The following is a 23,161-nucleotide window of genomic DNA, read 5'->3' on the forward strand; positions in this document are numbered from 1 at the left end:
GCGGAGGCAGCGACAATGGTCGAGGACGCATTAGGTGGTAAGGAAAGCCCGAGGATTCCCATACAGGCACCTCCCCCGCCGATCAGTGACACCTACTCCAAAGCACGGCGAATCTGGCTAGAGGCTAATACGGATGATGCCTTTGTAGCGTCCCATCCATACGCAAAGCTCAAGCGCATTGATAGGAGCTACGGAGCGGGCCGTGGCTTTGTTTCAGGCTCACTGCTGGGTCAACACGAGGACTGCATTATCGTGCCTCTCAAGACGCCTGGAGGCCAGTTCAAGGGCATTGAGTGCATAGGCCGCCCCGTATGGAATGCCGAAAAGAAGAAGTGGGAAACGACCAAGCAAACCTTTGGCAGCAAGGGCTGTTTGATCCTGGGTAATACCTTGGACAAGTCCCTCCCCGTTTACATCGTGGAAGGGTTTGCCGATGCCGTTTCAATGTGGCGCATGGTGGGCAATTGCGTTGCCGTGGCCGTATTTGGGCCTAAGAAGCGACAAGAGTTCTACGCCAACCTATTTGAACAGAAAAATCCAGATCGTCGATACATTATCGTTGAGGAGGCTGCGTGATCGAAACAATTCCAATAACACCCATCGAGGTGAACGGGGAAATGGTGAAAGACCCAAACGATCTTGAGAGACACGGCATTGGCTTGGAGAACAAGCAACGCCTCACCATTAGCATTGAGGAGGTTTTAAGGCAGGCAGAGGAGCCTATCCCCTGGGTGATAGAACACACCCTGATTGCCGATACGCTAACGCTGATCTATGGCCCGCCCAAGCAGTACAAGACATTCCTTGCCTTGGATATGTGCCTCTCACAAGCCACAGGACTTCCATTCCTGGGACAGTACAAAATTCTCAAAAAGGGACTGGTTGTATATGTGGCCGGTGAGGGAATTTCAGGCGTAGGACACAGGATAAGGGCGTGGTGCATAGACCGGGAGATGAACCCCAAGGAAGTCTGCTCTAGTACCACCCCTTTTAGGCGCACAACCGGCCCTGTGCTGATCGGTGACGGCGGTGCACAAGCCCTAGCTGATGAGATAGAAGAATGTGCTGCGGAAGCTGGAGTCCCTGTGGCGGGTATCTACATCGACACCCTGGCTAGGAATTTCGGTACGGGTGACGAGAACAGCACGAAAGATATGAATGTGTTTGTTACTCAGTGCGACCATCATCTACGCCAACGCTTTAAGGCCCCCGTAGTCATCGTGCACCACACAGGCCATGACAAGTCGGATCGCGCCAGGGGATCAAGTGTCCTACAAGCAGCCGTAGACGCCCAGTTTAAGGTCACGGCAGACTTTCCTGATGTGTTCTACGAACCGAACTTTATGAAGGACGCTGAAGCCCCTCCCCCGCATGTACTAGAGGCCAAGCTAGTCCCCCTTGGATTCAACGACCAGTTTGGCAACCCTGTGAAGTCGATTGTGCTGGGCATGACGGACAAGAAACTAGAGAAAGGCCCGAGGCTGACGGGTGATGCGAAACTCGCCCTGGAGCTTCTAGGACAGGAGCCTAGACCCTTCCAGATATGGCGTGATGACTTCATCTATGAGGCCGCAAAAACACCCGTTGCCAAGGGAAGAAACAAGGGTCAGAAGCGTGACAATCGCTCTTTGAGGCAGGCATGGCGCCGAGCCACAGAAAAGCTCGAAAAAGAGGGGCGCATTAGTGTCCTGCGTGACAACAACGGAGAGGCTGTAAGCGCTTGTATTACTAGGGTTTGAAGGTGTGTGACAACAATTATTGTCACGGTGTTTGTCACAGTGTGATGGCCCCTCGAACTAGGCGTGACATTCATCACAACCCCCTATAGGGGTGTGATTGTCACAGACGGTTGCAACAGACAGGAAATGAGATGACAGAAAAAGAATCCGGGAAACAACCCGCACCAGCCCGCGATGCCCGTGGCAGGTTTGTGCGAGGTAATGAGATAGCCAAGACGGGAGGCAGGCCACTGGGCAGCAAACACAAGCTGTCTGAGAGCTTCCTCAAGGACGTTGCGGTGTCTTGGCAGGAACAAGGCGGTGACGTACTCCAGAAGGTCGCACAGGACGACCCCAGCACCTACTTGAGGGTGATAGCCAGCCTGGTACCCAAGGAGCTTGTAACGCGCCTGGAGGCCGGTGACAGCGCGCAAGGGCTAGTGATTAACCTACTGGGCGTAGAGCATCCCATTGATGCCGAATGGAAGGATATTACGCCTGAAAATGACCGTTATGAAGATTCATAATCTCCCGGCATTTATTGCGGCATTACTCACGTTTAGCACTGTTTTTAAAGCGTTTTCACTCATTTTATGGTATAATACAGGGACTATATAATTAGTCCGTGCACAGCAGGTGCACAAGGAGTTGATAATAATGGGTGACCTACCTCTGTTTATGTCCTGGCCCAAGACTCAAGAGGTCGTGGACCTAGATCGCCGCACTATCAAGTCAATGATAGCCAGTGGGGACTTTCCTGCCCCAGTGCAGCTAACCCCTTGCCGTGAGAGGTTCCAAACCGATGAAGTTCTGGCTTGGCTGGTAGACCGCCTCAAGAATCATCGTGTCTCGTACCCGGAGGCCGCTTGTGCGTGAGAAGGATTACCCGGCAGTGCGCGATGAAGAGTACTTCACAAAGAACAAGGTCAGCTATCGAGTGCGGGCACCTTTCCCGCGAGAAGTCCCCGGAGCCGATCCTGACCAAGCCGTTCTAGTGGCGCGTGTGCGCCCTGGAGCTTTCATAAGACATCCCCTGCCCGATGACCTTGACCAGTATGCAAGCGCGACACAGGACGATCTGGCGGCGCTAGCGGCTTCCTCAGTCTACGCAGCAGACAGGAAGGGCAAACAGTGGCTAACCGTGGAAGATGTCCGTAAGCGCTTTGAGAAGCGCCTCAAGTCTAAGGCTCGCAAGAAAGCCCTGGAGGAATAATGAGTTACCTATTTGATGAACAGGTGCCAGTGTTTGATGGCCCTATGAGTAAGTTTTTGAACTCGCCAGGAATGGCTATGGCCGGTTCAGCTCTAAACAACATGATGGCTATGCGCCGTGGCCATGCTCCTCAGTCAAACCCCTTTCAAGTCCTACAAGAGCAACAGCGCCGAAATGCCTACCTGCAACAGCAGCGCATGGAAATGATACAGCGCCGAGAGGCTAGGAAGGAACAGGCAGAGATTCAACAGCAGCGCCTGGAGTTGCAGAAGCAACAGCAGATTATCGCCAATACCAAGCCCAACATGTTCAAGTCTGGCAACAACGTGGTCGCAGTTCATCCCCTCACTGGACAGTCCAAAGTGGTCTTTGAAGGCCCAGAGGATTGGCAGGTGCACGGTGATACCTCTACGGGATTTTGGCGCATCTCCCCGACTACAGGGAACCAGGAGCGACTGACTGGCCCCCTCTCTGAGTCTGGCTATTTCAAAGGCACATCCATGCAGTCCCAGATGTTCAACAAGCTCTTGCAGCAGGTTGACCCTGAGCGGCGGGAGGCGGTGGCTGTTGAGTTGATAACCCAAACTCTTGGGCGTCCCACGACTTACACCACGGCTGACGGTGTATCCCATACCCAACCGGGGATTGATGTTCAGGGCGCACTCGGTGGCGCTGTGGCCGGTTCTGAAATGGTCGCTCCTGAACCCACTCAAGCGGAGCGGGAGGCATATGGTTACTTCACCCGCATGGAAGACGCAGAGAAGCGGATTCAAGAGGTCTTCAGCAAATACCCCGACTTTGATCCTGCTGGTGATCTGAAGGACTACTCCAGCGGCAAGTTGTCTGATTTCCTCGGTACAGACACGTTCAAGTCAGAACCCTGGCAGCTATTTGATTCAGCCGTGAACGACTGGGTGGGCGCTAAGCTGCGTAAAGAATCGGGTGCAGTTATCGGAGAGGAAGAAAAGGCGCAAGAAATTGGCCGCTACTTTCCCCGCTTTGGTTCTTCAAAAGCCAAACGTGTTGACCTGGATCGCGCTCGAATGAAGGCGCTGTTTGCTATGGCAAGGTCTTCTGGTCGCGCAATAGATGAACACAGTGGCTCACCCTTTGTCTTTGTGCCCAGTGTCGGAATTGTCATGGAAGAAGATATCAAGCACACGATGGAAACGCACAATATGACCCGTGAGCAGGTATTGGAATCCTTGGGGGTAAGTGATGCCCCGTGACCTGATTAATGAAATAGAGAACCAGGATAGCGCTAAGCAAGAAACCCTCCTGGAAATGTACCTCAAGCAATTGAAGGGACAGGCTCTAGCCAGGTTGCAGGGCGCTACCTTTGGCATTGGTGATGAAGTTCTCGGCGCGGAAGCCGCCCTACTCTCGTATGTCGGTGACGACTATGACGATGATATGAGCTTCATTGACCGCTACAAGAATGAGCGGGACTTGATCCGGGCCGATATGGAAGCCTTCCAGCAAGAGCACCCCGTAATTTCAACTGGGAGTGAATTGTTCGGCGCTATGGGCGGTCCTGGCAAAGGGCTGGATAAATTTGTGCGTGGTGGGCAGACCCTATTATCTAAGGGCGCTCGCTTGGCCTTTGGTGGCGCTGCTGAAGGCGCTCTAGCCGGTGCAGGTTATGCCGATGAACTGGAAGATGTCCCTGTAGATGCGTCTGAGGGGGCTGTGACGGGCGCTCTCGCTGCCCCGGTCATGGCAACGGGATTGGGTATCGCTGGCAAGGCGTTATCCCCTGTGGCCTCTGGAGCCAAGAAGGTGCTGGACTATGTGACTGAAGCTCCTGAGCAGGCTGCTATACGTAACGTAATGCCATTGATCTACAAAGATGAGCTGCTAGAGCTTGGCCCCTTGGGGTCGATACCAGACGCCTCAGACGAAGCCAGACGCCTCTTGAGAGGCTTGCACGCCCAGAACCCCAACCTATCCGGTGAATTAGAAGGTGCACTCAAGCTGCGACAGCAAGGGACGGTAAATCGCATTGCAGAGGGGCTTGTCACGGATAACGAACTCCGGGCATTAGAGAACCAGATCAAGCGCTCTCGCTCCCGTATTGCCAAGAGCCAATATGCCAAAGCATACGAGTCCACTATCCCCCTGGAAGGTGACTTCAAGAAGGTGATGAACACTTCCGATATGAAAACCGCCTATCGGAGGGCTGAGGCAATCGCGCAGCGACTTGGAGAGGATATTCCATCACTGAAAGAGATAACGGACGGTGATGAAATTGAGTATCTCCCACTGAAGGCAGTGGATTATATGAAGCGCGCCCTGGATTCCAAGATTATCCGGGCATCACGGCAAGGCGGTGACGATTACCGCTCCCTGTTAGTTCTCAAGAGCCGCTTGACCGACTTAACGGATGAAGCCTCCCCAGAGTACGCCAAGGCCAGACAGTTCTACACGACTGATACACGCCTCCTGGACGCGCTAACCACTGGACGGGGTTTATACAAAGCCTCTCCCACAGACCTGAAAGAACAGCTCCGCTCAATGTCAGCTCCCGAGCAAAACATGTTCCGCAAGGGCGCACAGAACGCCATTGTAGAGCGCCTGAGAACAGGCAAGCGCATGGGCAATCCTGAGCTACGGCTTGCTGACTCAGAGGATCGCCTTGACGCCCTGAGATTGGCCTTTGAGATGGATGACGAATATCAGGACTTCCTGAAAGTCATTGACCGCGAGAGTGCATTCACGCAGACGCAACAGATGATCCGTGGCGGCAGTCCTACCGCCAGGATTGAAAATGATTTGAATGCTGTAGAGAGCGGCCTTGATTTCGCCACCGGAAATTACGGCGCTATGGCTAAACAGATTTTCAGCAATATCAAAGGCTCAGCCCAAGGCAAGCAAGCTGAGGAGATGATGTCCCTCCTGTCTAAACAGGGCTGGTCAGCGGAAGAGATTGACGACTTGCTCACTGGACAGCGTGACATTCCCGCATTCTTGCCTGAGAGCTATCACCAGGGGCTGCGCTCCATTCAACGATTTGGACGACATCTAACACCATATTCAATGGTGGGCGGTGTTGTACCCGTAATGCAATAGAGGAAAGACCATGAACGAGACACAACAAAAAGCCCACAGCGTGAAGGCGAGCGAAGTATATGACCTGCTAAAGAAGGCAGGCTACAAATCAGTAACCAAGGCGATGCTGAGTCAGATGACACCCCGGCAACTTGGCACGGCAGAACAAAAAGCCAAAAAGCTTCAGCTATGTCTGCAAAGCAAGGCGAGTACGGTGGATAGCATTTCAGATGATGTTTATGAAGCCGCTAATCTGGCCGCAGAATTGTCGCGCCTGGAGGTAATTGCCGATGGCGTATCGAGCGAACACTCTTTTGAGGTCAATACCTCAACGCAGAAAGCGAGAGCCGAGAGTGATGTCCGTCGCAAGTTGGAGGAACACGCGCAACGGATACTGGATAAGCGTGCCCGGATCGCCGCTAAAGCCAACTTCTCTGAGAAGGAAGTAGCCCAGGAAGACGCCGTTCTGGAGCAGTACGGCGCTATATGAGCGAGTTCTCAATCACTGATGCACAGAACTTGCGAGTCGATAAGCGGCGCGAGAAGGCCATTGTCTACGGGGATAAGAAATACTCTGTCAGTAAGCTGAAGACTGATATTGAAACACTTAACGAGTGGATATCGGAGCTGAACCAGGACAAAAAACCTGTGCCACGAAAGCTTCTCAGAGCGCTTATGCATAAAAAGAGGATACTGAATGATGCGGCGTAGCAACTTGAACAAGTACAAGGGGCATAGTCATCCCGACAGAGTTAGTTTTCGTGAACGACTAATGAAGAACGCTCAAAAGAAGGACTCGGAGAGCCGGGAGCGCCAGATAAGAGAAGAAGAGCGCTTGAGTGAACACTACAAAACCAAGGCACGAACAGAGATGTCCCTGACAGAGGCAAGGGCTGAACTTGAAAAGCAGCGCCCAGGGACACAGAGCTACCGGGATGCTTTTCGTAGAGAACTGGATGCGAGGCTGAGGGAAGAAGGTGCGGCATAACGACTGGCAGCGAGTAGAGCAACAACGGTGGGCAATAGAGCTGGCTTTCAAGCTCTCTGAGAGGCTCTACAAGGACGTTATAGCTTCGTCTTCAGACAATGCAGAGTTTGCTGCTGAGGTAATGTCAGAGGTGCTGCATGACTGTGCAGGCTATCTCAGGACTCTGGTGGGTGAAGATACGACAACAGATGTTGTGATGAATATCTTGCGGGAGCTGAATCAGTCCGTTGTTTCTAACCGCATTGCCCAGGAAGAAGCTGAAGACAATCAGGAAACCGTCCATTGACCGCACAAGTCCACTACATGCCGCAGGGGAACACCCTGAGGGAGTTTCACAGATCGGATAAATGGTGGAGGACAATAATTGGCCCGCTTGGATCGGGGAAGACACGCGCCTGCCTGACCGAAGTGCTCATCCAGATTAACGGACAGCGGCCAGATGAAAACGGGGTGAGGAAGTCCCGCATAGCGATTATTCGTAACTCCTACCCGGATTTAATAAATACCGTGGTCAAGGACTTCGCTGAGGTTGTCGAGGAGGCCGGTGTTGGGACGTTGAAGCAGACAGCACCTCCGACCTGGAACGCGAACTATAAACTCCCTGATGGGACGAAAGTGGATGCAGAGATACTCTTCCTGTCCTTTGACTCGCCAGCCGACGCTAAGAAAGCCAGGGGGCTTCAGTTGTCCGGCGCGTACTTCAATGAGCTGAAGGAACTCTCCAAGGAGAACGTGGATATGGTGGAAGGAAGGGTTGGCCGGTATCCGCCCAAGTCCCAGGTGAAGAATGCTCGGAGCTTCCTCATTGCTGACAGTAACGCCCCTGACCGCGATCACTGGGTGGCCAGGCAGTGTTTTGACGAGAAGCATGGAGACAGAGAATTCTTTGTTCAGCCTGGAGGGGTTATCAAGGACGGGAAGGAGTGGAAACTCAATCGCAAGGCTGAGAACGTCCACAACCTGCCGGACAGGTATTATGAGCGCCTCGCCCAGGGGAAAAAAGAAAGCTGGATCAGGCAGAACCTTGCCAATGAATTCGTCTACCACTCAGATGGCAGGCCAGTGCATCCCGACTTTAGCGAAACCATACACGTGGAGGAGATAGAGATAAGCCCTGCCCTCCCTTTGACTATCGGGATCGACTTTGGGAGAACCCCGGCAGCAGCGATCTGCCAGAAACAGGCCGATGGCCGCTGGTTTGTATTGGATGAAATTTGTACAGAGAATATGTCTGCCCTGAAGTTCGGTGAGTTGCTTAGGGATTTTCTGGCAAAGGATGATTACCGCAACCTGCCCTTTGAGGCGATAGGCGACCCCGCTGGTAATCAGATGGCGCAGACAAGGGATGAGACGCCCTTCGATATGCTCAAACAGAAAGGTATCAGGGCCGTTCCAGCGCCGACCAATGACTTCGAGGAGCGCACCACTGTCCTGGACGTTCTCCTCACCAAGCTTTCAGAGGGTGAGCCTGCAATAAAGGTCCATCCCCGCTGCAAGACCCTTATCCGTGGATTGGTAGGTGACTACCAGTTCAAGCGTCTACAGGTGGCCGGAGAGCGATATCAGGACAAGCCGCTAAAGAATGATGTCTCCCACGTGTGCGAGGCGTTGCATTACGGCCTACTTGGTGGCGGTGAAGGGATACTTACCAAGCGCAAAAGTAGAGAAGAGATTGAAGCGTTCAATGAAGAATACAGACGGATTCGAGAGAAAAGCCACGCTGTATTTGAGTAATTCAAGCTAGTATCAAAGCATTAGGGACTATGCTATTTTGTTTTCTCCATATGGAAGTGGAGGCAATATGAAGAAGCTCGCGTTAGTTCTAAGCTTGATAACACTACCTGCCTACTCCTGTGATCTCCCTCAGGGTAAATGGCACCTAATGTTTGCACGAACCTCTTGCACCCTAAATATCGATGGGGCAAAGATGAGAGGCACCTGCAAGGATTTACCTCGCCCCGCACTTGGAGAGGTTACTGTGATTACTCCGGCCAGGGGGAGCATTAAACTCCAGAAAGATTGCCGCATTACTGGGGCTTTTAGATTCACTGATCGCTGGAGTGACCAGTACAAGGCCACGATAACCCAGTCACGAACCAACGCCGCGTTGGATGTCTGGAACGGCTTGATACTGACTTCTGCTGTAGAAAATCCCACTGCTGATCAGTTTTACAGCTTCAGTGCATTGCTAGTGCAGTAAAGGATTAGTGCTTGGTCGGCTTAAAGGCTTTCTCGACAGCGGGCGTTAAAGTCCTATCAACAGCCTTCTCAAGATACTTGAACCAGGGTTCCTTCCGGGCCTCCGGGTCCAGTTCCTCAAGGCGATCCAGTGCCACATAAAGCGCACTTGCTAGGTCGCCATCTATCCAGCCTTGTTCGTCGTCGTCATTCATGGGGCAAGCATACACATAACTCGCATCTGCAAAAAAGCGATTCTTTCCCACCATTGTGCACCGGCTGTGCACCAGAAAAACAACCAAAAACAGGAAGTCACCCGAAACTAGCAGGTGTTTATTTAAATGTTATATATCAATGAGTTATGGTGCCCGGAGCCGGAATCGAACCGGCACGATCGCAATGATCGGGAGATTTTAAGTCTCCTGTGTCTACCAATTTCACCATCCGGGCGGTGAATCAGGCGCGCAGAACGCCCCGGGAAAGCGGCGGCATCATAGCATAATCGCAGTGGCTTCGGGCAAGCCCCGGGTCTGCTTTTATCCGCAATCGGCCGTGCTACACTTTCGAACTGAACTCCCCCCGGAACTCGCAGTGGATGCGTAAACTTGTCATATTGCTGACCCTGCTCGCGGTATTGCTGCTGTTACCGCTGCTACTGATGCGATCGGAAAAGGCCCTGCTTTACATCGCACACTGGGCTGTCGACACCTTCACCAATCTGCGGCTGGAATTGCAGCAACCGGTATTACAGCCATTGAAAGGGCGCGTCGCCGCCAGTGAAATTCACCTTTATCCCAAGGCCGAAGATGGCCCCCCCTTTCTCAGCGTTCTGGGCTTTGAAGGTGACACCAGCGCTGGCGATATCTATCGCGGGGACCTCGCCGGGAGTCGCCTCTCGGCGCGCCAGGTGACCATCTTTGTCTCTACCCGGGACGCCACCGCTGACCCGGCGCCGCTTGACTGGCTGCAGTACCTCGGATGGCTACCCGAGGAGCTGTCAGTGGAGCAGCTTCACGTGGTTACGACCTCACATAACACCCTGATCTTTCCTCTGGGCGAAATCAGTGGGAAACGGGGCGATGACAGGACCTTCCATGCTACCGCCATTGCCCGACAGGGCGGCGAGTCCCTTGGACTCGCGCTGGATCTCACCACTCTATATGAGCAGGAAACAGCCACCGGGATCGGGGTGGCGGCCCACATCACTGCTGCCGACAGCGGCAGCGAATTGCATCTCGACGGGGAGTTGCAGGGCACAACCGATGACTTTAATTACGATTTCCGCCTGGACGCAAATTTTCGCGAGGTGGCAAATTTACCGCCTGCCCTGAATCCACCTCAGGCACTGGAAGGTAAACTCACCTTGCGGGCGGTCATGGCGGGCAGTACCGATGGATTCACGCTCTCCGATGCCCTGTTCGTGCTCGACAACATGCCCGATTACGGATTAGAAGCCCACGGGCAGATGGACTATCGCTTCGGCGGCGAAAACACACTCCTGCTAACAAGTTCGGGGGAGCTAAGCTCTACGGAAGGGGTGCTCGACTGGCTGGAACTAGACCTGCGCCCTCTCGGACGCGCCCTTGGAAGCGCGACCATCACCGGCAGCCTGTCACACCCGGTGGTCGAGAACTTTATTCTCCGTAGTGAAAACGACAATGGCCTGACTGTTAATGTGCAGGGAAGCATTGATCCTCAACTCGGCGAGACTGAAGAGAACAGGGTTAGAGTGGACGTAAACGCCCCGGCGCTTGCAACGCTGGAGCACTGGATTGGGCCTCTACCGCATGAACCGGGAGAGTTCAGCGCCAGTGGCGTCATTGTCGAAGCGACCTCCGGGGTGCGGCTGGAAGAATTCGTCGCAGAATCCGGTTCTGAAGAGACCGTTTTACTGCGCGCGGAAGGTACCGCAACATCAGGTGACCTCAGCCAGAAGCAGGGACTGGAAGCGATTGAATCAATGGGCTTGAAACTTTCGCTCTACGCTCCCGACACCCTCTATCTCAACCCTTACCTGACTCAACCCCTGCCTCCGGGGTTTGAAGTCACAGGCAGCGTGGCGGTCAGTGGCAGCGGTCCGGAACTGCGACTGAAGGACGGTGAATTCAGGGCAGAATCCAGTGATATTGTCGCCTCGCTGACGCCCAGGTCCGGCACCTTACGCCTGCTGGAAGAACACATATTGAGCGGACTAGAGGGCGATATATCCGTTTACCTGAGTGACACCAGTGTCCTGTCGCAATTTTTTACCGCGCCGGTTCCCGTGCTCGGCGAAGTCAAAGGCAGTGCTCGGCTCGCTCAACACGGCCAACGGTTCAGCCTGGAGAATGTTCAGCTGCAAGTCGACAATGAAGAGGCTGCGTTGAAAGCAAGTGGCAGGATACAGGACCTCAACGGGCTGCAGGGATTGACGTTGCAGAACCAGTTTACCGGCATAAGGAGCCGGGACCTGTTGGAGACTGCCTTCCAGAATTTTCATTATTCAGGTGAGCTGGCCCAACTCAGCGGTAAATTCAAGCTGCTGCACAATGCGGATGGCTGGTCCGTCACTGACCTCAAGGTGGCTTCCACCCGAGACCAGACACCGCTCCAGCTCCAGGCTGAAGGGCGATTACTCAACTTCACCAGCACCCCCAGCGCCCGACTCTCAATGGACTTCCATCTGCGCGATCCCGCGCTGGTGGAGGCGATTAGCGGCCTGCGCACCAAGCCTGCCCGCGGAAGCGTCGAACTGATCTCCGATACCGGGGTCACTACAGCCGGCGGTCGTGTTCGCTTTGACCAGTCAGGATTTGGCTTCAACGGCGAGGTCGAGCACGCGGGCGGCAAGATCAACTCACTTGTCTTGATGATCGACAGTCCCAGCGTTCGCCTTGAGGATATCGGCATGCAGGCGACAATGAAACCGGGCGGCGACTACAGGCCGGCGGAGCAGCTGGAAGAACTGGAGCCGGGACAGCGCTTCGAGAAGGCACTGCGCCAGGCACCCGGATTCGATACCGACATTGCCATTGAATTCGACAAGGTAAGCGGTGACAACACCAATATAGAGGGCTTCCAGCTGCACTTCACCGGCGCGCAGAAGCGCTACACGCTGCGACAATTCTCTCTCGCCTACGACAGTTCCCTTACCGAAATTCGCGGCATTATTGACCTTAATGCCTCTCCACCCTTCGTCAGCCTGGCAGTGGATGCACTCGCAGTGCCCCTGGACACGCTGACAAAAGATCTCGGTATCGACTTCAATATATCCGGCATTGGCAACCTTAGAGGAGGTATTGCTTCCCAGGGCCTGAACCCTGAGCAACTGGTGGCCAGCATGGACGGTAACGTGGGCGTCGCGCTTGAAGATGCCATCATCGATGGTGCCGCTTACGACGTGCTGGCCACCGACCTGTTAGCCTGGTTTTATTCCGGTGCTGCGCTGGAAGAAAATACCTATGTTGACTGCACCATGGGGCAGTTTGTGCTCAAGGACGGCGTTGCCTCCAGTGACGGGCTCTATATTGAAACGGGCAAAATGGTCGCCACAGGTTCTGCCATGGTAGACCTCGGCAGGCGTTCCATGGATGTTAAATTCACCCCTCGCTCCAAGAGTCGCACACTCCAGGTGCCCTCCTCCATCCGCATACGCGGCAAATTTGATGACCCCAAGGTGAACATTTCACCGGTTGCGGCAGCCGTCGACGCCTACGCTGAAATGCTCACTCTGGTACCGCGCATCGCATGGCGAATTTTCGGCGGTGATCATCGCCGCAAAAAGCGCAGGCCCTGCGTTCCGGATAGTACCTGAGGCACTTCAGCTGGCACTTAAGCGTGATACAATCCGCCGCTTATAATAAATGACTGGACAAATTATGGCGTCTGCTCGAGGTGAATTTTCTTCCCGTTTCGGGTTTGTTATGGCCGCAGCGGGTTCCGCTGTCGGGCTGGGTAATATCTGGGGGTTTCCCACCCAGGCAGCCAGTAACGGCGGCGCCGCCTTTTTGCTGGTGTACCTGGTCCTCGCTTTTACCCTGGCCTACCCTGCACTGATGGCCGAATTGATCATCGGTCGCCATGCCCACGCCAATGCGGTCAGCGCATTGCGGCTCATCTCACCCGGCGCGCTGCTGCGCAAGCTCGCCGCCGCCACGGGCATTATCGGCTTTATTGTCGCCAGCCTGATTCTCAGTTTTTACGCCATTGTCGCCGGCTGGATGATCGCCTTCTGCCTCGCTTCGCTGGCAACTCTGCTGGGTATGGCAGAGCTGTCCAGTTGGCTGACCTCCTTCGGCCTCGGCCGTAACCTGCTGTTTATGCTGCTGTTCATGGGCCTGACCATCAGCATTATCTCAGCGGGAGTGCGAGCAGGCATAGAACGCTGGTCGGAGCGCTTAATGCCGGCCATGCTGATCAGCCTGCTGGTACTGGTGGGCTACGTGCTCACCCTCGACGGCGCGATGGAAGGGCTGCGGGTGTATCTGCTGCCAGATTTCGAGCGAGCTCTTTCACCGAAACTCATCATTGCTGCCCTCGGGGCCGCTTTCTTCTCCCTCTCGCTGGGTGTGGGGACCATGCTGATTTATGGCTCTTATATTTCCGACCGGGAAAATCTGCCGGTGCTGGGAGGCATGGTCACCGTGGTCGACATATCCATCGCCGTTCTGGCTGGCTTCCTGGTACTGCCAGCCATGTACGTAGCGCTGCACAATGGCGTGGAGATTTACAACGCCAGTGGCGCGCTGATTTCCGAGGACACACTGATCTTTACCGTGCTCCCGGAACTGTTTCGTACCATGGGGCTTACCGGCATTGTGGTGAGTATTGTCTTTTTTTTCCTGATGAGCATTGCCGCCCTCACCTCTTCCATTTCCATGCTGGAGGTGCCTGTTGCCTACACTATTGAGGAACACGGGGTCAGTCGTCACAGGGCAGTCTGGCTTCTGGGCGCTGCCATTGCGACGGTCAGCGCTGTCATTCTGCTTAATTTCGGTACGCTGTTCGGCTTTGTGATTTCCCTGACCACCCGCTACAGCCAGCCTCTGTTGGGTTTCATGCTGTGTGTTTTTGCCGGCTGGGTAATGCACCGACATACGCTGCTGGAAGAGCTGCGTAAGGGAAACCCGGACGTGGAACAGGGCTGGTTCTGGAAGATCTGGCCGTGGTATGTGAGGCTGGTATGCCCAGTCATAATCCTGGCGATATTCGCCCAGTCGCTCCTCGGCTGACAACTAGTTGAGGGTGAATGAGCCGGTTTCCTCGATCCTCTGGGTGGGGACAAAGCCGTTGAAGTCGATCTTCGCTGTCAATCGGTAATCCAGGCTGTCGGAGGCGTCCTTGCCCAGGGTCGCTAGCAGACGCAGCAGCGGCAGCAACTGCAGTCCCGCCTCCAATGTCACTATCTCCTCGGAATAGGGCTGCAGCACTGGCACTTCGTTGGTCACACCTGTGATCAGTTCCTTACCCTGTATTTCCACCCCGTAGCTGATTCCCGTGACGTCGAAGGCCTGCTTGTTGGGGTTGGCGATCCGCAAGCTGATCTCAAACCGGGGCGCTCCGCCACTGGATGGTAACGCATTGAAGCTTTCCAGGCTGACTTTCGGAGGGTCGATATCGGGACGAAGTGCGGCGCACCCGGTGGCCAGCACCAACATTGCCAACCACAGGCAATGCAGCGATGACCGTTTCACGATGGCCCCTGGCTGAAGAAAAACAGGCCGTACGCGATACTGCCCACCGCAAACACCGCAGCGACCCAGTCACCGGTTTGCAGATACATCCAGGTGCTGAAAGCGAACATAGCGGCAGTTGCCACCAGGCCAACGGTTTTGCCAACGCGGGTCACAGCTGTTTCTCCCAAGCAAGGAACCGCCCGGCGGTCCCGAAAGCCGGGATTCTATCCTGAACCGCCCCGACTGTAACCCTCAGGGTCAGGCGCTCTTCAGCATGGGGGCCTTCGCCAACTCCTCCTCATGCCCCTGCAGCACCAGATCGAGCGCTTTCTCCATCAGCCAGCGGGCCTGGCTGGTGTAGGCGTAAATGCAGGAGTGCACCGCAGCGTCGTTCCAGTTGTCCACTGAACATTCCGTAGAGTCAGCCTCAAACTCCGCCAGCTGCGAGATCAGGGAGGACAGGTGCTGGGGACACTCACACGCCACTCCGGTCTTCAGTCTCGCGGCTTTTTCCAACTGCGCTGCCGAGTGCAGTCGCGGCCTCGCTGCTACCAGTTCAGCCAGGCTATTGATGCCATCTTTGGTCGCCCGTTCTGCACTGCTGCGAGTCAGGTGAAACGCCAGCTCGGCCCGATCCGGCGGAAACTCCATGGTGGCGATACCCTCGGACGCCAGTTCTTCCACCCAGTTATCGCTCATGCCGGCCTGCATCACCAGGGTTGACGCAGGTTGGAGCATCTGGCGCAGTTCGTTCAGGTGACGAAATTGGCCGCTGCCCATCCGGTCGCAACCGACCACCAACAGGTCTACATCGTCCAGGTCGCGGAACAGGTCAAGGTCTAGGTCCTCCAGCCGCGAAGCGGCAAGCTGCGCGCTCACCCCCGAAAGGCATCCCTGGTGCTCGTCCAGCCAACTGCAAATGGATTCGCCAACAAAGATGACCTGCGGTTTGTCCGCCGCCGGACTGCGAGATCCATCGGTGCAGGCCTCGACCAGGCGTTCCAGCGTCTTGCGCTCGCTGGCCGCAATTTCTCCAATCCGGGCGCCCGACCTCACCAGCGCGGCCACCAGCTGCAGGTGCTCGAGATCTGCCTGCGTATACTGGCGCCGTCCGGTGTCGGATTTCTGACTCGCGCCGAGGTCATATCTGCGCTCCCAAACCCTCAATGTGTCCGGTTTGAGCCCCGTCAGCCTTGCCACGGTGCCAATGCCGTAGAGAGGCCTTGAGTGTAACGTTTGTTCTGCCATCTTTCGGTACCCGCTTGGTTGTTTAACCATGGTACGCAGCAAATGGCTGTCTGGATGACGCATGATCTCAACGCTGGAGACCGGCGTATCTACAGGCATACTTGTTCCACCGCGCTCCATGGAGTATTTTGACCCGATGGCGACTGACAATATCACCAGCACGAACAGGCCTGTTCTGGGCATTGGCGCATGCCTGGCCGGCAGGGAGGTCCGCTACAACGGGCAGACCAAGGCGCCCAATATTCATGTAAAACGGATCGGAAAAATCTTCGAAATGCGCCCCTTTTGCCCTGAAATGGCCGCCGGTCTCGGGGTACCCCGCCCGCCCATTCACCTGGTCGGCGACGAGAACACGGTTCGCGTCGTGGACGTGGAGACCCACCAGCACGATCACACAGACGCCATTGCCGGGCATGCACGCGAGGTACTGGACATGGCGCCCGAGCTGGCCGGTTACGTGCTGGTCAAGGCCAGTCCCAGTTGCGGCTATGAGCGGGTAAAGCGGTTCAACCAGAAAGGGAATATCGTTGCCCACGACCAGCAGGGTATCTTCGCCCGTGCACTTGCGGAGGCCGACCCGTTACTGCCGTTGGAGGACGATGGGCGTCTAAATGACCCGGGACTGCGGGAGAGTTTTGTCACCAGGGCACTGGTGTACCATCAGTGGAAGCAACTGCGCGCAGAGGGCCTGACTGCTGCCAGACTGATCGATTTTTACAGCCGCCATAAGTACCTGGTCATGGCCCACCATGTACCCAGCTACAAGCAACTGGGTCCCCTGTTGGCGGATGCGGGCAATAAAGACCTGGAAGCACTGGCCGAAACATTTATCGCCACCCTGATGAACGCCCTGACCCAGCGGGCCTCCCGGCGCAGTCACAGCAACGTGCTGTTTCACCTGTCCGGTTACCTGAAGAAGAAAATCAGCGCAGAAGAGCGCCAGCGCCTGAAAGAGCTCATAGACCAGTATCGCCTGGGACATATCCCCCTGGTCGTTCCCGTGACCATGCTCAAACATCACTTTGCCAACAATCCCAACGCCTACATTGACCAGCAGGTCTTCCTGGAGCCCTACCCGGACGAACTGCAGTTACGCAACGTGGTTTAGTCGGCCAGGATGTCCTCCAGGGCGGTTTCCAGAGAGGGATAGCGAAATTCAAAATCGGCCTGCTGCAGCCTTGCCGGCACCACCCGCTGGCCTTTGATCAGTAGCTCCTCGGCCATCTCACCCAGCATAATGCGCATCAGGGTAGCAGGCACCGGCAGGTTGACAAGGGTGCTGCGTCGGGCCGCCATCGCCTCACAGAAGCCCCGGCTGGTTACCGCGTCTGGTGCAGTCAGGTTGAACGGCCCCGCCAGGCTGTCTTCGCGCAACAGGAACAGGATGGCCCGAACCACATCCGTCCGGTGGATCCAGCTGAGCCACTGTCGGCCACTACCAATCCAGTTGCCGACGCCGAACCGGAATGGACGGGCCATCTGCACAAACGCCCCACCTCCACTGTCCAGTACCACTCCCAGCCGCAGCAGGCAGGTTCTCACGCCCTGTTCAACAGCCTGATTGGCCGCCGCTTCCCACTGCTCGCACAGGCCCTGGGCAAAACCCGGGTTGGCGCTTCCATTTTCGTCCAGAACTTCGTCCTCATGATGCCCGTAGTAGCCGATGGCGCTACCGCTGAGAAGAACGCCCGGCTTTTGATCACGGCCCGCTATCCAGCTGACAAGTGCCTGGGTGGTATCCAACCTGCTGTTGACGATCTCGCGTTTGTAGCGGCCGCTCCAGCGATGATCAGCCAGGGAGACGCCAGCGAGATTGATGACCGCGTGCACCGGCTTTTCCGCGGGTATTTCACTGAAGTCAGCAATGTAATCCACGCCATCGGTGCTATCGAGTGACTGCCGCGTCAGGATACTGAGTGTGTGTTGATCCTGCCGTAGTGCGGGGACCAGCGCGTCGCCGATAAAACCGGTGCCGCCGGTAATGAGTATGTGCATAAGTTTTGGCCCTCCCTGCTATATACGCAGCCGATGGCAAACAGATTAAAGATCCACCAGATGAGCGGCCAGCGTATACTGCGGCAATGAACACACCTGTTTCCTTTTCTGACCAGCTGGCGGCCTTTTTGATCCGCTACCCCAGACTCGTGCTTCTCACCGGCGCTGGCGTCAGTTCGGCCTCTGGCATTCCCACCTACAGAGACGGCGACGGCAAGTGGCTATACCGCAAACCTATCCAGCACCGCGACTTTATCACTGACGAGCTGACCCGCAAGCGTTACTGGAGCCGGTCCCTGCACGGCTGGCCCCGAGTCCGCGACGCCGCGCCCAACGACATCCATCTCGCGCTGGCCAGGCTGGAGGACAGCGACCAAATAGAACTGCTGATCACCCAGAACGTTGACCGCCTGCACCAGAAAGCCGGCAGCACAAAGGTCATAGACCTGCACGGCAGGCTGGACCGGGTCCGCTGCCTGGACTGCGGTAATCTGCAGGAGCGACAAGCGATCCAGGACTGGCTGCTGGCACATAACACCGTGACGGTAATCACAGACGAGAGGGCCCGTCCGGACGGCGACAGTGATGTGCCCGATGAACAGCTTCGGGGCTTTAAATTTCCTTCCTGCCCCGCCTGCAGTGGCATGTTGATTCCGGATGTGGTGTTTTTCGGGGGCACCGTTCCAGCCGCCCGCGTGGCATCCTGCCAGCTTGCCCTGGAAAGAGCCGACGCCCTGCTGGTGATTGGCAGTTCCCTGCAGGTGTATTCAGGTTACCGGTTCTGTCGTCGGGCCCGGGCCGCTGGCAAAGCCATCGCCATCATCAATCCAGGGTCGACCCGTGCCGACCCTATCGCGGACCTGAAACTCGCGACCAATGCGGCACCAGTGCTGGACGATCTTGTTGCTAATCTCGGGGGGCGACTGTCGGTTCCATGCGATCGCGGTAGTCCCAGCTAAAAAACCGTTGCGGGGTGACCCGGATCAGCACCTCTTCCTGCTCCCTGGACAGCAGCCAGTTCGCCAGTGAACTGTTGCTGTCGCCGAGGTAGCGGGCAATCACCAGACGCAAAACCTCGCCGGCGCCGTCTCCGCCCAGCGTGGCAGTTCCCTGGCCCCGCACACCGTGATACGGGGGTTCGTTCGGGGAAACCTCGAAACCAACCCTCGGTGAGGACTGCAAAAGCTTGACCAGCGAAGAGTCGCGGTGGGACACGCAGAGAAACTCACCCTCGCGGTAAAGAAACCAGACTGAGACTACCCGGGGGAAACCGTCCTGGCCGGTGCAGGCCAGGCGAATCGGCATCGCACATTCCTGCAGCCATAGCTCTACCGTGGGCAAGTCCCAGGGGCCTTTAATTTCCATCTTGTTACCTGTCACCCTGTTACCGGCCTAGTGCAAAGGATAGCAGACAAGCTGCCATTAGCACTTAAAAAGCGCCGTCATCCGTAAAAATGCCATAGTGATAGCAGCCCTCTATTACGCCGCTGGTATAGTAGCCGTTCAGGCCTTTGAATCCGCCCTGGGCGAGGTACACACGCAATTGCGGGTCAAGCCGCGCGGCTGAACTGACCTCCTGCAACAGTTGTTGGTCCGCATTCCTGACCAGAACACCGGAAAATCCCGCTTTCATAGGCAGGATATCGTTACCACTGTCGCCGCAATAAACCACGCTGTCTTTGCAGATGTCATGCTCCCGGGAGACGTACTCCAGGGCGGTCTTTTTTGTTGCACTTGCCGGCAGGATATCCAGCAGCCCCCTGTCCAGGGACGAATCGTAGCTATAGATGATCACCTCGTCGAAGCGGCCACCCAAGCGGGTTTCTACAGCCTGCAGCACCGAGGTATGCCGACCATGCTCCACATAGTAACTCTGCTTGAATTGATTGCAGTTGTCCGGTTCCTGTTTGCGCAGCCCCTGAATTGATACAAGACTCGCGTGCACGAGGTCAGCCTCCCAACGCGGGCTGCTTCGATGAAGCGTTTTTTCCCAGCCCTCGTCAAACTTCCACTGTCCGCCCGCGTAAGTACGTATTGTGCTGCCAACATCCGCACAGAGCACGTCCGGGTGGCGAATACCATACTCGCTGATAGCCTGCTCTGTCAGCGCAAGATTACGTCCCGTCACATAGACCAGCAGAATATCATTGTGCGATGTCAGTTGGTTAAACAGCGGGATTGCCTGTGGGTCAGCAGGCCAATGTCCGTTGGGTAAAAGCGTCCGATCAAGGTCCGTAGCAAGTATCCTCATCTCTCTCCCAGACACCCCTCAGGGAGAAACCACGAGCCAGTAAAACCGCAGGGGTGGAATTACCAGCTGTTCCCTAAAAACCGCAGGGGATTCACCCGTTGCCGCATCCCGTAAAGGTCCAATAGCGAATCTTCCGCGGTTTCTCAGATCAGCAAGGTTTAGCTGCTGTGAATGATCATTGAAATTCGCCACCACCAGCACAGATTCCTCTGGCGCGTCCAGATTGGCCCTGATAAATACAAACAGGTGCTCATTGCCTACTTCAATCAACTCACGATTGTTGAAATCTGCAAACGCAGAAAGTGTTTTACGCACAGCAATGAGTCGTTTTATTCCTTCAAATACCCGCTGTTCAGTTGTTCCATGCTGGTACCTTTTTTCAATCTTTTCCCAATCGTATGCAGGGCGATGGGTCCAGCGGCTATCTTTCTGGCGAGCCGGATTTGACAGGTACGTATAATCGTTCAGCATGCCCACTTCGTCGCCGTAGTACAAAAGTGGTATGCCACCAAAAGACATTATCAGGCCATGGAGCAGCAGAATTTTGTCGATACTGGTTTGTATCTGCTGCTCGTCGTTTGCCTCAATCGCAGCTTCAAGGCCCACCAGTGAAGCCAGCGTGCCGGAAATCCTGCTGTCGCCGGTTTTCTCGTTGCGGGCAAAGGGCTGGCCCCGCGCCGGCGAGCCATCGAACTCTCCGACAAAATATTCTAGCAGGAATCGACGGTGCGCCGACGGTTCATAGCCGACCGCCGCAATATCGACGTCATCGAAACCCAGGCCGATATCGTCGTGACAGCGGACATAGTTGAGCCATGTAGCGCGGTCCAGTTTGTCAGGCAGGTTCAAGATGCCCTGATTGAGAAGGCGGGCATTCTTTGTCGCGATGGCATCCCACAATAAAGCCATCAATGTGGCGTTGTAGGCAATTTCGCACTCCTTGGCAATAACCGCGTCTTCACCAAAGTATTTTGCTATCTCTACAGGTGCAACAATGGCCTCGGCAATAAACAACACACCGGGTGCTGTCACCTGACAGCAATCCTTCAGCAACTGGAGGATGATATGGGCCTCGTGCTCATTCTGGCAGGTCGTACCTATTTTCTTCCACAGAAACGCCACCGCGTCGAGCCTGACGACATCCGCGCCCTGGTTGGCCCAGAACAGGATTACGTCCATCATTTCGATAAATACGGCTGGATTGCTATAGTTCAGGTCCCACTGGTACTCATTGAATACCGTCATCACCCACTTGCCCATCTCTTCGTCAAAGGTGAAGTTGCCGGGAGCAGTCTCGGGAAAGACTTCCGGCATCGTTTCTTCGAACATATCCGGAACTTCACGATTCTCGAAAACGTAGTAGTAATCCTGGAACTCTTCGTTCCCCGCACGTGCCTTCTGCGCCCACTCGTGCTCATTGGAAGTGTGGTTCAGAACCACGTCGAGAGTTAACAGCATGTCGCGACGATGGATTTCCGACGACAGATCGCGCAGGTCCTGCAACGTGCCCACACTACGTTCGATTTTGCGAAAATTATTGACAGCGTATCCGCCGTCGCTGGCGCCCCTGGGGCACTCAAGGATGGGAAGGATGTGCACCAGGTTGACACCCAGCTCCTGAAGGTAGTGCAGTTTGCTGCTGAGACCATTCAGGTCACCAGCGAAGCCATCGAGGTATAGCGCCATTCCAACCCACTTCTGGGACAGAAACCAGGTGAAGTCAGCTTCCCGCGCAATATCACGCTGTTTAAGTTGGTCATCACGCGCCAGGTATTGGCGCGCAAGTACATTCACCAGATTTACCAGCTGTGTCTCAAAATCGTCACGCTCGCCATACAGTCGATGAAAAAGCGAATAGATAGCATAAAAATTGGCACCAAGGCGCGTGTAGAAGTGACGCAGGTCGCGCGAACGAAGCTCCGGCTCCATGCGATCCAGGGTCTGGTTGAGAAGCGTATGTGACTGCTGCTCGTACACGTGTGTTTTTCCTCAGTTTGAGAGGCCCCATTGGCCCAGAAAATCAGCGTAAAACGCGGGATCCTGAACGGTGGCGCCCCTTCTTCCAACGATACTGGCCGCAAATGCCTGTGCTCTTTGCAGGGAAATCTTCGCCGGCCACTCCAGCGCGATACCAAGCAGCATCACCGATGAGAATGCATCACCGGCACCGACAGTATCCACCAATTCTGGCGCCTCCGCTGCCGGCTCCCGCTCCTGTAGGCCATTGGCCAATACCAGCTCTGCCCCCTCTGCGCCATGCGTGACTATCAAGCCCTCCAGACCGTAGGAATCCAGAAAATCTGCGGCAGTTGCTACATCGGTGCTGGCCAACAGTTCAAGTTCGTGAACATTCAGTTTTACCCAGTTACTACCGACCAGAGTGGATTCGATCTCGCGGCGATGCCACCACGGATCACGAAGATTGACATCGATGAACACCTGCCGTGCTGTGATCCCGCGAAGGGCGCGAATCGTATCGGCAGACCGCTTTGAGCGCAGCGCAAGACTACCGTGATACAAAATGTCACAGGATTGCAGATCTGGCGGTTCGATCGCATCGTAAGCGCAGTTCTCAACGATGTCGTAACCTGGCTCACCGTCGACAAACGTCACCTGCACCTTTCCTGTCGGCAACGCCGCATCCGTTTGTAGTCCGTCGGTGTCCATGCCCCAGGAACGCATCGTTTGCCGAACCAGTTCACCCTCGGGGTCTTGCCCAGTGCGACTGACAAAGTAGGGTGACAGGCCAAATGCCTGAAGATGCCAGGCGACATTGAACGGTGCGCCGCCCATGACCCGTGAACCATCCGGAAAATGGTCGAAAAGGACTTCACCAAAAATGCAGATTCGGTTATTCATGCCTAATGA

23 protein-coding genes and 1 tRNA gene are annotated in these 23,161 nt (G+C 55.5%); 14 read left to right on the forward strand and 10 right to left on the reverse strand.

The window, feature by feature from the left end; translation table 11 throughout:
- Positions 1 to 15: 15 nt before the first annotated feature.
- From E2F43_RS10770 to E2F43_RS10815, 10 genes are all read left to right on the forward strand, one after another.
- Positions 16 to 576, forward strand: a complete 561-nt coding sequence (locus E2F43_RS10770) for a primase/helicase family protein (RefSeq protein ID WP_238946853.1) — start codon at positions 16 to 18, stop codon at positions 574 to 576.
- Positions 573 to 1,739 (forward strand): helicase RepA family protein, encoded by a 1,167-nt coding sequence (locus tag E2F43_RS10775; protein ID WP_133212469.1) that lies wholly within the window; start codon positions 573 to 575, stop codon positions 1,737 to 1,739. Before E2F43_RS10770 ends, E2F43_RS10775 begins: the two co-directional genes overlap by 4 nt.
- Positions 1,740 to 1,870: 131 nt before the next feature.
- On the forward strand, positions 1,871 to 2,245 hold the full coding sequence (locus tag E2F43_RS10780; RefSeq protein ID WP_133212471.1) for a hypothetical protein: 375 nt from the start codon (positions 1,871 to 1,873) through the stop codon (positions 2,243 to 2,245).
- A 341-nt stretch (positions 2,246 to 2,586) separates the two neighbouring features.
- Positions 2,587 to 2,931 carry a hypothetical protein gene (locus tag E2F43_RS10785; protein ID WP_133212473.1) on the forward strand — a complete coding sequence of 115 codons (345 nt, stop codon included), beginning with the start codon at positions 2,587 to 2,589 and terminating at the stop codon, positions 2,929 to 2,931.
- Entirely contained in the window at positions 2,931 to 4,160 is a 1,230-nt protein-coding gene (locus E2F43_RS10790) for a hypothetical protein (protein WP_133212475.1), read from the forward strand. The genes E2F43_RS10785 and E2F43_RS10790 overlap by 1 nt, the downstream gene beginning before the upstream one ends.
- Positions 4,150 to 6,000, forward strand: a complete 1,851-nt coding sequence (locus E2F43_RS10795) for a hypothetical protein (RefSeq protein WP_133212477.1) — start codon at positions 4,150 to 4,152, stop codon at positions 5,998 to 6,000. The genes E2F43_RS10790 and E2F43_RS10795 overlap by 11 nt, the downstream gene beginning before the upstream one ends.
- Before the next feature lie 10 nt (positions 6,001 to 6,010).
- A complete protein-coding gene (locus tag E2F43_RS10800; protein ID WP_133212479.1) occupies positions 6,011 to 6,469 on the forward strand; it encodes a hypothetical protein in 459 nt (152 codons plus the stop codon).
- Positions 6,470 to 6,694: 225 nt separating this feature from the next.
- On the forward strand, positions 6,695 to 6,967 hold the full coding sequence (locus E2F43_RS10805) for a hypothetical protein (protein ID WP_133212481.1): 273 nt from the start codon (positions 6,695 to 6,697) through the stop codon (positions 6,965 to 6,967).
- On the forward strand, positions 6,957 to 7,253 hold the full coding sequence (locus tag E2F43_RS10810; RefSeq protein WP_133212483.1) for a hypothetical protein: 297 nt from the start codon (positions 6,957 to 6,959) through the stop codon (positions 7,251 to 7,253). The genes E2F43_RS10805 and E2F43_RS10810 overlap by 11 nt, the downstream gene beginning before the upstream one ends.
- Positions 7,250 to 8,701, forward strand: coding sequence for a phage terminase large subunit (locus E2F43_RS10815; protein WP_133212485.1), 1,452 nt, complete (start codon positions 7,250 to 7,252; stop codon positions 8,699 to 8,701). Before E2F43_RS10810 ends, E2F43_RS10815 begins: the two co-directional genes overlap by 4 nt.
- Before the next feature lie 470 nt (positions 8,702 to 9,171).
- On the opposite strand, the gene E2F43_RS10820 is transcribed toward E2F43_RS10815, so the two are convergent.
- Positions 9,172 to 9,360, reverse strand: coding sequence for a hypothetical protein (locus tag E2F43_RS10820; RefSeq protein ID WP_133212487.1), 189 nt, complete (start codon positions 9,358 to 9,360; stop codon positions 9,172 to 9,174).
- A 147-nt stretch (positions 9,361 to 9,507) separates the two neighbouring features.
- Positions 9,508 to 9,595 (reverse strand) — tRNA-Leu (locus tag E2F43_RS10825).
- 145 nt (positions 9,596 to 9,740) lie between these two features.
- On the opposite strand from E2F43_RS10825, the gene E2F43_RS10830 reads away from it, so the two are divergent.
- On the forward strand, positions 9,741 to 12,938 hold the full coding sequence (locus E2F43_RS10830) for an AsmA family protein (protein ID WP_133212489.1): 3,198 nt from the start codon (positions 9,741 to 9,743) through the stop codon (positions 12,936 to 12,938).
- A 64-nt stretch (positions 12,939 to 13,002) separates the two neighbouring features.
- On the forward strand, positions 13,003 to 14,355 hold the full coding sequence (locus E2F43_RS10835) for a sodium-dependent transporter (protein ID WP_133212491.1): 1,353 nt from the start codon (positions 13,003 to 13,005) through the stop codon (positions 14,353 to 14,355).
- A gap of 3 nt (positions 14,356 to 14,358) precedes the next feature.
- On the opposite strand, the gene E2F43_RS10840 is transcribed toward E2F43_RS10835, so the two are convergent.
- The 3 genes from E2F43_RS10840 to E2F43_RS10845 all read right to left on the reverse strand — a co-directional run bounded on the left by E2F43_RS10840 (position 14,359) and on the right by E2F43_RS10845 (position 16,047).
- Positions 14,359 to 14,817: an LEA/WHy family protein gene (locus E2F43_RS10840; protein WP_133212493.1), complete on the reverse strand. Its 459-nt coding sequence runs from the start codon at positions 14,815 to 14,817 to the stop codon at positions 14,359 to 14,361.
- The gene (locus E2F43_RS19060) at positions 14,814 to 14,972 is read right to left on the reverse strand and encodes a hypothetical protein (RefSeq protein ID WP_165954271.1); all 159 of its coding nucleotides are present in this window, start codon (positions 14,970 to 14,972) and stop codon (positions 14,814 to 14,816) included. The genes E2F43_RS10840 and E2F43_RS19060 overlap by 4 nt, the downstream gene beginning before the upstream one ends.
- A gap of 85 nt (positions 14,973 to 15,057) precedes the next feature.
- The gene (locus E2F43_RS10845) at positions 15,058 to 16,047 is read right to left on the reverse strand and encodes a MerR family transcriptional regulator (protein WP_238946854.1); all 990 of its coding nucleotides are present in this window, start codon (positions 16,045 to 16,047) and stop codon (positions 15,058 to 15,060) included.
- A gap of 61 nt (positions 16,048 to 16,108) precedes the next feature.
- Between E2F43_RS10845 and E2F43_RS10850 the strand changes: the two genes are divergently transcribed.
- Positions 16,109 to 17,155, forward strand: coding sequence for a YbgA family protein (locus E2F43_RS10850; RefSeq protein ID WP_238946855.1), 1,047 nt, complete (start codon positions 16,109 to 16,111; stop codon positions 17,153 to 17,155).
- Here the strand turns inward: E2F43_RS10850 and E2F43_RS10855 are convergent.
- Positions 17,152 to 18,042 carry a TIGR01777 family oxidoreductase gene (locus E2F43_RS10855; protein WP_133212495.1) on the reverse strand — a complete coding sequence of 297 codons (891 nt, stop codon included), beginning with the start codon at positions 18,040 to 18,042 and terminating at the stop codon, positions 17,152 to 17,154. The genes E2F43_RS10850 and E2F43_RS10855 overlap by 4 nt on opposite strands.
- Before the next feature lie 86 nt (positions 18,043 to 18,128).
- On the opposite strand from E2F43_RS10855, the gene E2F43_RS10860 reads away from it, so the two are divergent.
- Positions 18,129 to 19,001, forward strand: a complete 873-nt coding sequence (locus tag E2F43_RS10860; protein WP_133212497.1) for an NAD-dependent protein deacetylase — start codon at positions 18,129 to 18,131, stop codon at positions 18,999 to 19,001.
- On the opposite strand, the gene E2F43_RS10865 is transcribed toward E2F43_RS10860, so the two are convergent.
- The 4 genes from E2F43_RS10865 to E2F43_RS10880 form a co-directional block, all read right to left on the reverse strand.
- Positions 18,949 to 19,407, reverse strand: a complete 459-nt coding sequence (locus E2F43_RS10865) for a pyridoxamine 5'-phosphate oxidase family protein (RefSeq protein ID WP_133212499.1) — start codon at positions 19,405 to 19,407, stop codon at positions 18,949 to 18,951. The two genes, E2F43_RS10860 and E2F43_RS10865, sit on opposite strands and share 53 nt — an antisense overlap.
- Positions 19,408 to 19,471: 64 nt before the next feature.
- Positions 19,472 to 20,293: an HAD-IIB family hydrolase gene (locus tag E2F43_RS10870; protein WP_133212501.1), complete on the reverse strand. Its 822-nt coding sequence runs from the start codon at positions 20,291 to 20,293 to the stop codon at positions 19,472 to 19,474.
- Between the two features lie 18 nt (positions 20,294 to 20,311).
- On the reverse strand, positions 20,312 to 22,270 hold the full coding sequence (locus E2F43_RS10875) for an amylosucrase (protein ID WP_133212503.1): 1,959 nt from the start codon (positions 22,268 to 22,270) through the stop codon (positions 20,312 to 20,314).
- Positions 22,271 to 22,282: 12 nt separating this feature from the next.
- Entirely contained in the window at positions 22,283 to 23,152 is an 870-nt protein-coding gene (locus E2F43_RS10880; protein WP_133212505.1) for a carbohydrate kinase family protein, read from the reverse strand.
- Positions 23,153 to 23,161 lie beyond the last annotated feature (9 nt).

Origin of the sequence: Seongchinamella unica (assembly GCF_004354085.1) — a bacterium.
Taxonomy (GTDB): domain Bacteria; phylum Pseudomonadota; class Gammaproteobacteria; order Pseudomonadales; family Halieaceae; genus Halioglobus; species Halioglobus unicus.

Excerpts from the sequence above, each read along its gene's own strand:
- E2F43_RS10770 (WP_238946853.1), top strand. The coding sequence starts at position 16 with ATGGTCGAGGACGCATTAGGTGGTAAGGAAAGCCCGAGGATTCCCATA.
- E2F43_RS10845 (WP_238946854.1), bottom strand. The coding sequence starts at position 16,047 with ATGGCAGAACAAACGTTACACTCAAGGCCTCTCTACGGCATTGGCACC.
- E2F43_RS10835 (WP_133212491.1), top strand. The coding sequence starts at position 13,003 with ATGGCGTCTGCTCGAGGTGAATTTTCTTCCCGTTTCGGGTTTGTTATG.
- E2F43_RS10865 (WP_133212499.1), bottom strand. The coding sequence starts at position 19,407 with ATGGAAATTAAAGGCCCCTGGGACTTGCCCACGGTAGAGCTATGGCTG.
- E2F43_RS10880 (WP_133212505.1), bottom strand. The coding sequence starts at position 23,152 with ATGAATAACCGAATCTGCATTTTTGGTGAAGTCCTTTTCGACCATTTT.
- E2F43_RS10800 (WP_133212479.1), top strand. The coding sequence starts at position 6,011 with ATGAACGAGACACAACAAAAAGCCCACAGCGTGAAGGCGAGCGAAGTA.
- E2F43_RS10860 (WP_133212497.1), top strand. The coding sequence starts at position 18,129 with ATGAACACACCTGTTTCCTTTTCTGACCAGCTGGCGGCCTTTTTGATC.
- E2F43_RS10820 (WP_133212487.1), bottom strand. The coding sequence starts at position 9,360 with ATGAATGACGACGACGAACAAGGCTGGATAGATGGCGACCTAGCAAGT.
- E2F43_RS10780 (WP_133212471.1), top strand. The coding sequence starts at position 1,871 with ATGACAGAAAAAGAATCCGGGAAACAACCCGCACCAGCCCGCGATGCC.
- E2F43_RS10790 (WP_133212475.1), top strand. The coding sequence starts at position 2,931 with ATGAGTTACCTATTTGATGAACAGGTGCCAGTGTTTGATGGCCCTATG.
- E2F43_RS10855 (WP_133212495.1), bottom strand. The coding sequence starts at position 18,042 with ATGCACATACTCATTACCGGCGGCACCGGTTTTATCGGCGACGCGCTG.
- E2F43_RS10870 (WP_133212501.1), bottom strand. The coding sequence starts at position 20,293 with ATGAGGATACTTGCTACGGACCTTGATCGGACGCTTTTACCCAACGGA.
- E2F43_RS10795 (WP_133212477.1), top strand. The coding sequence starts at position 4,150 with ATGCCCCGTGACCTGATTAATGAAATAGAGAACCAGGATAGCGCTAAG.
- E2F43_RS10850 (WP_238946855.1), top strand. The coding sequence starts at position 16,109 with ATGATCTCAACGCTGGAGACCGGCGTATCTACAGGCATACTTGTTCCA.
- E2F43_RS10830 (WP_133212489.1), top strand. The coding sequence starts at position 9,741 with ATGCGTAAACTTGTCATATTGCTGACCCTGCTCGCGGTATTGCTGCTG.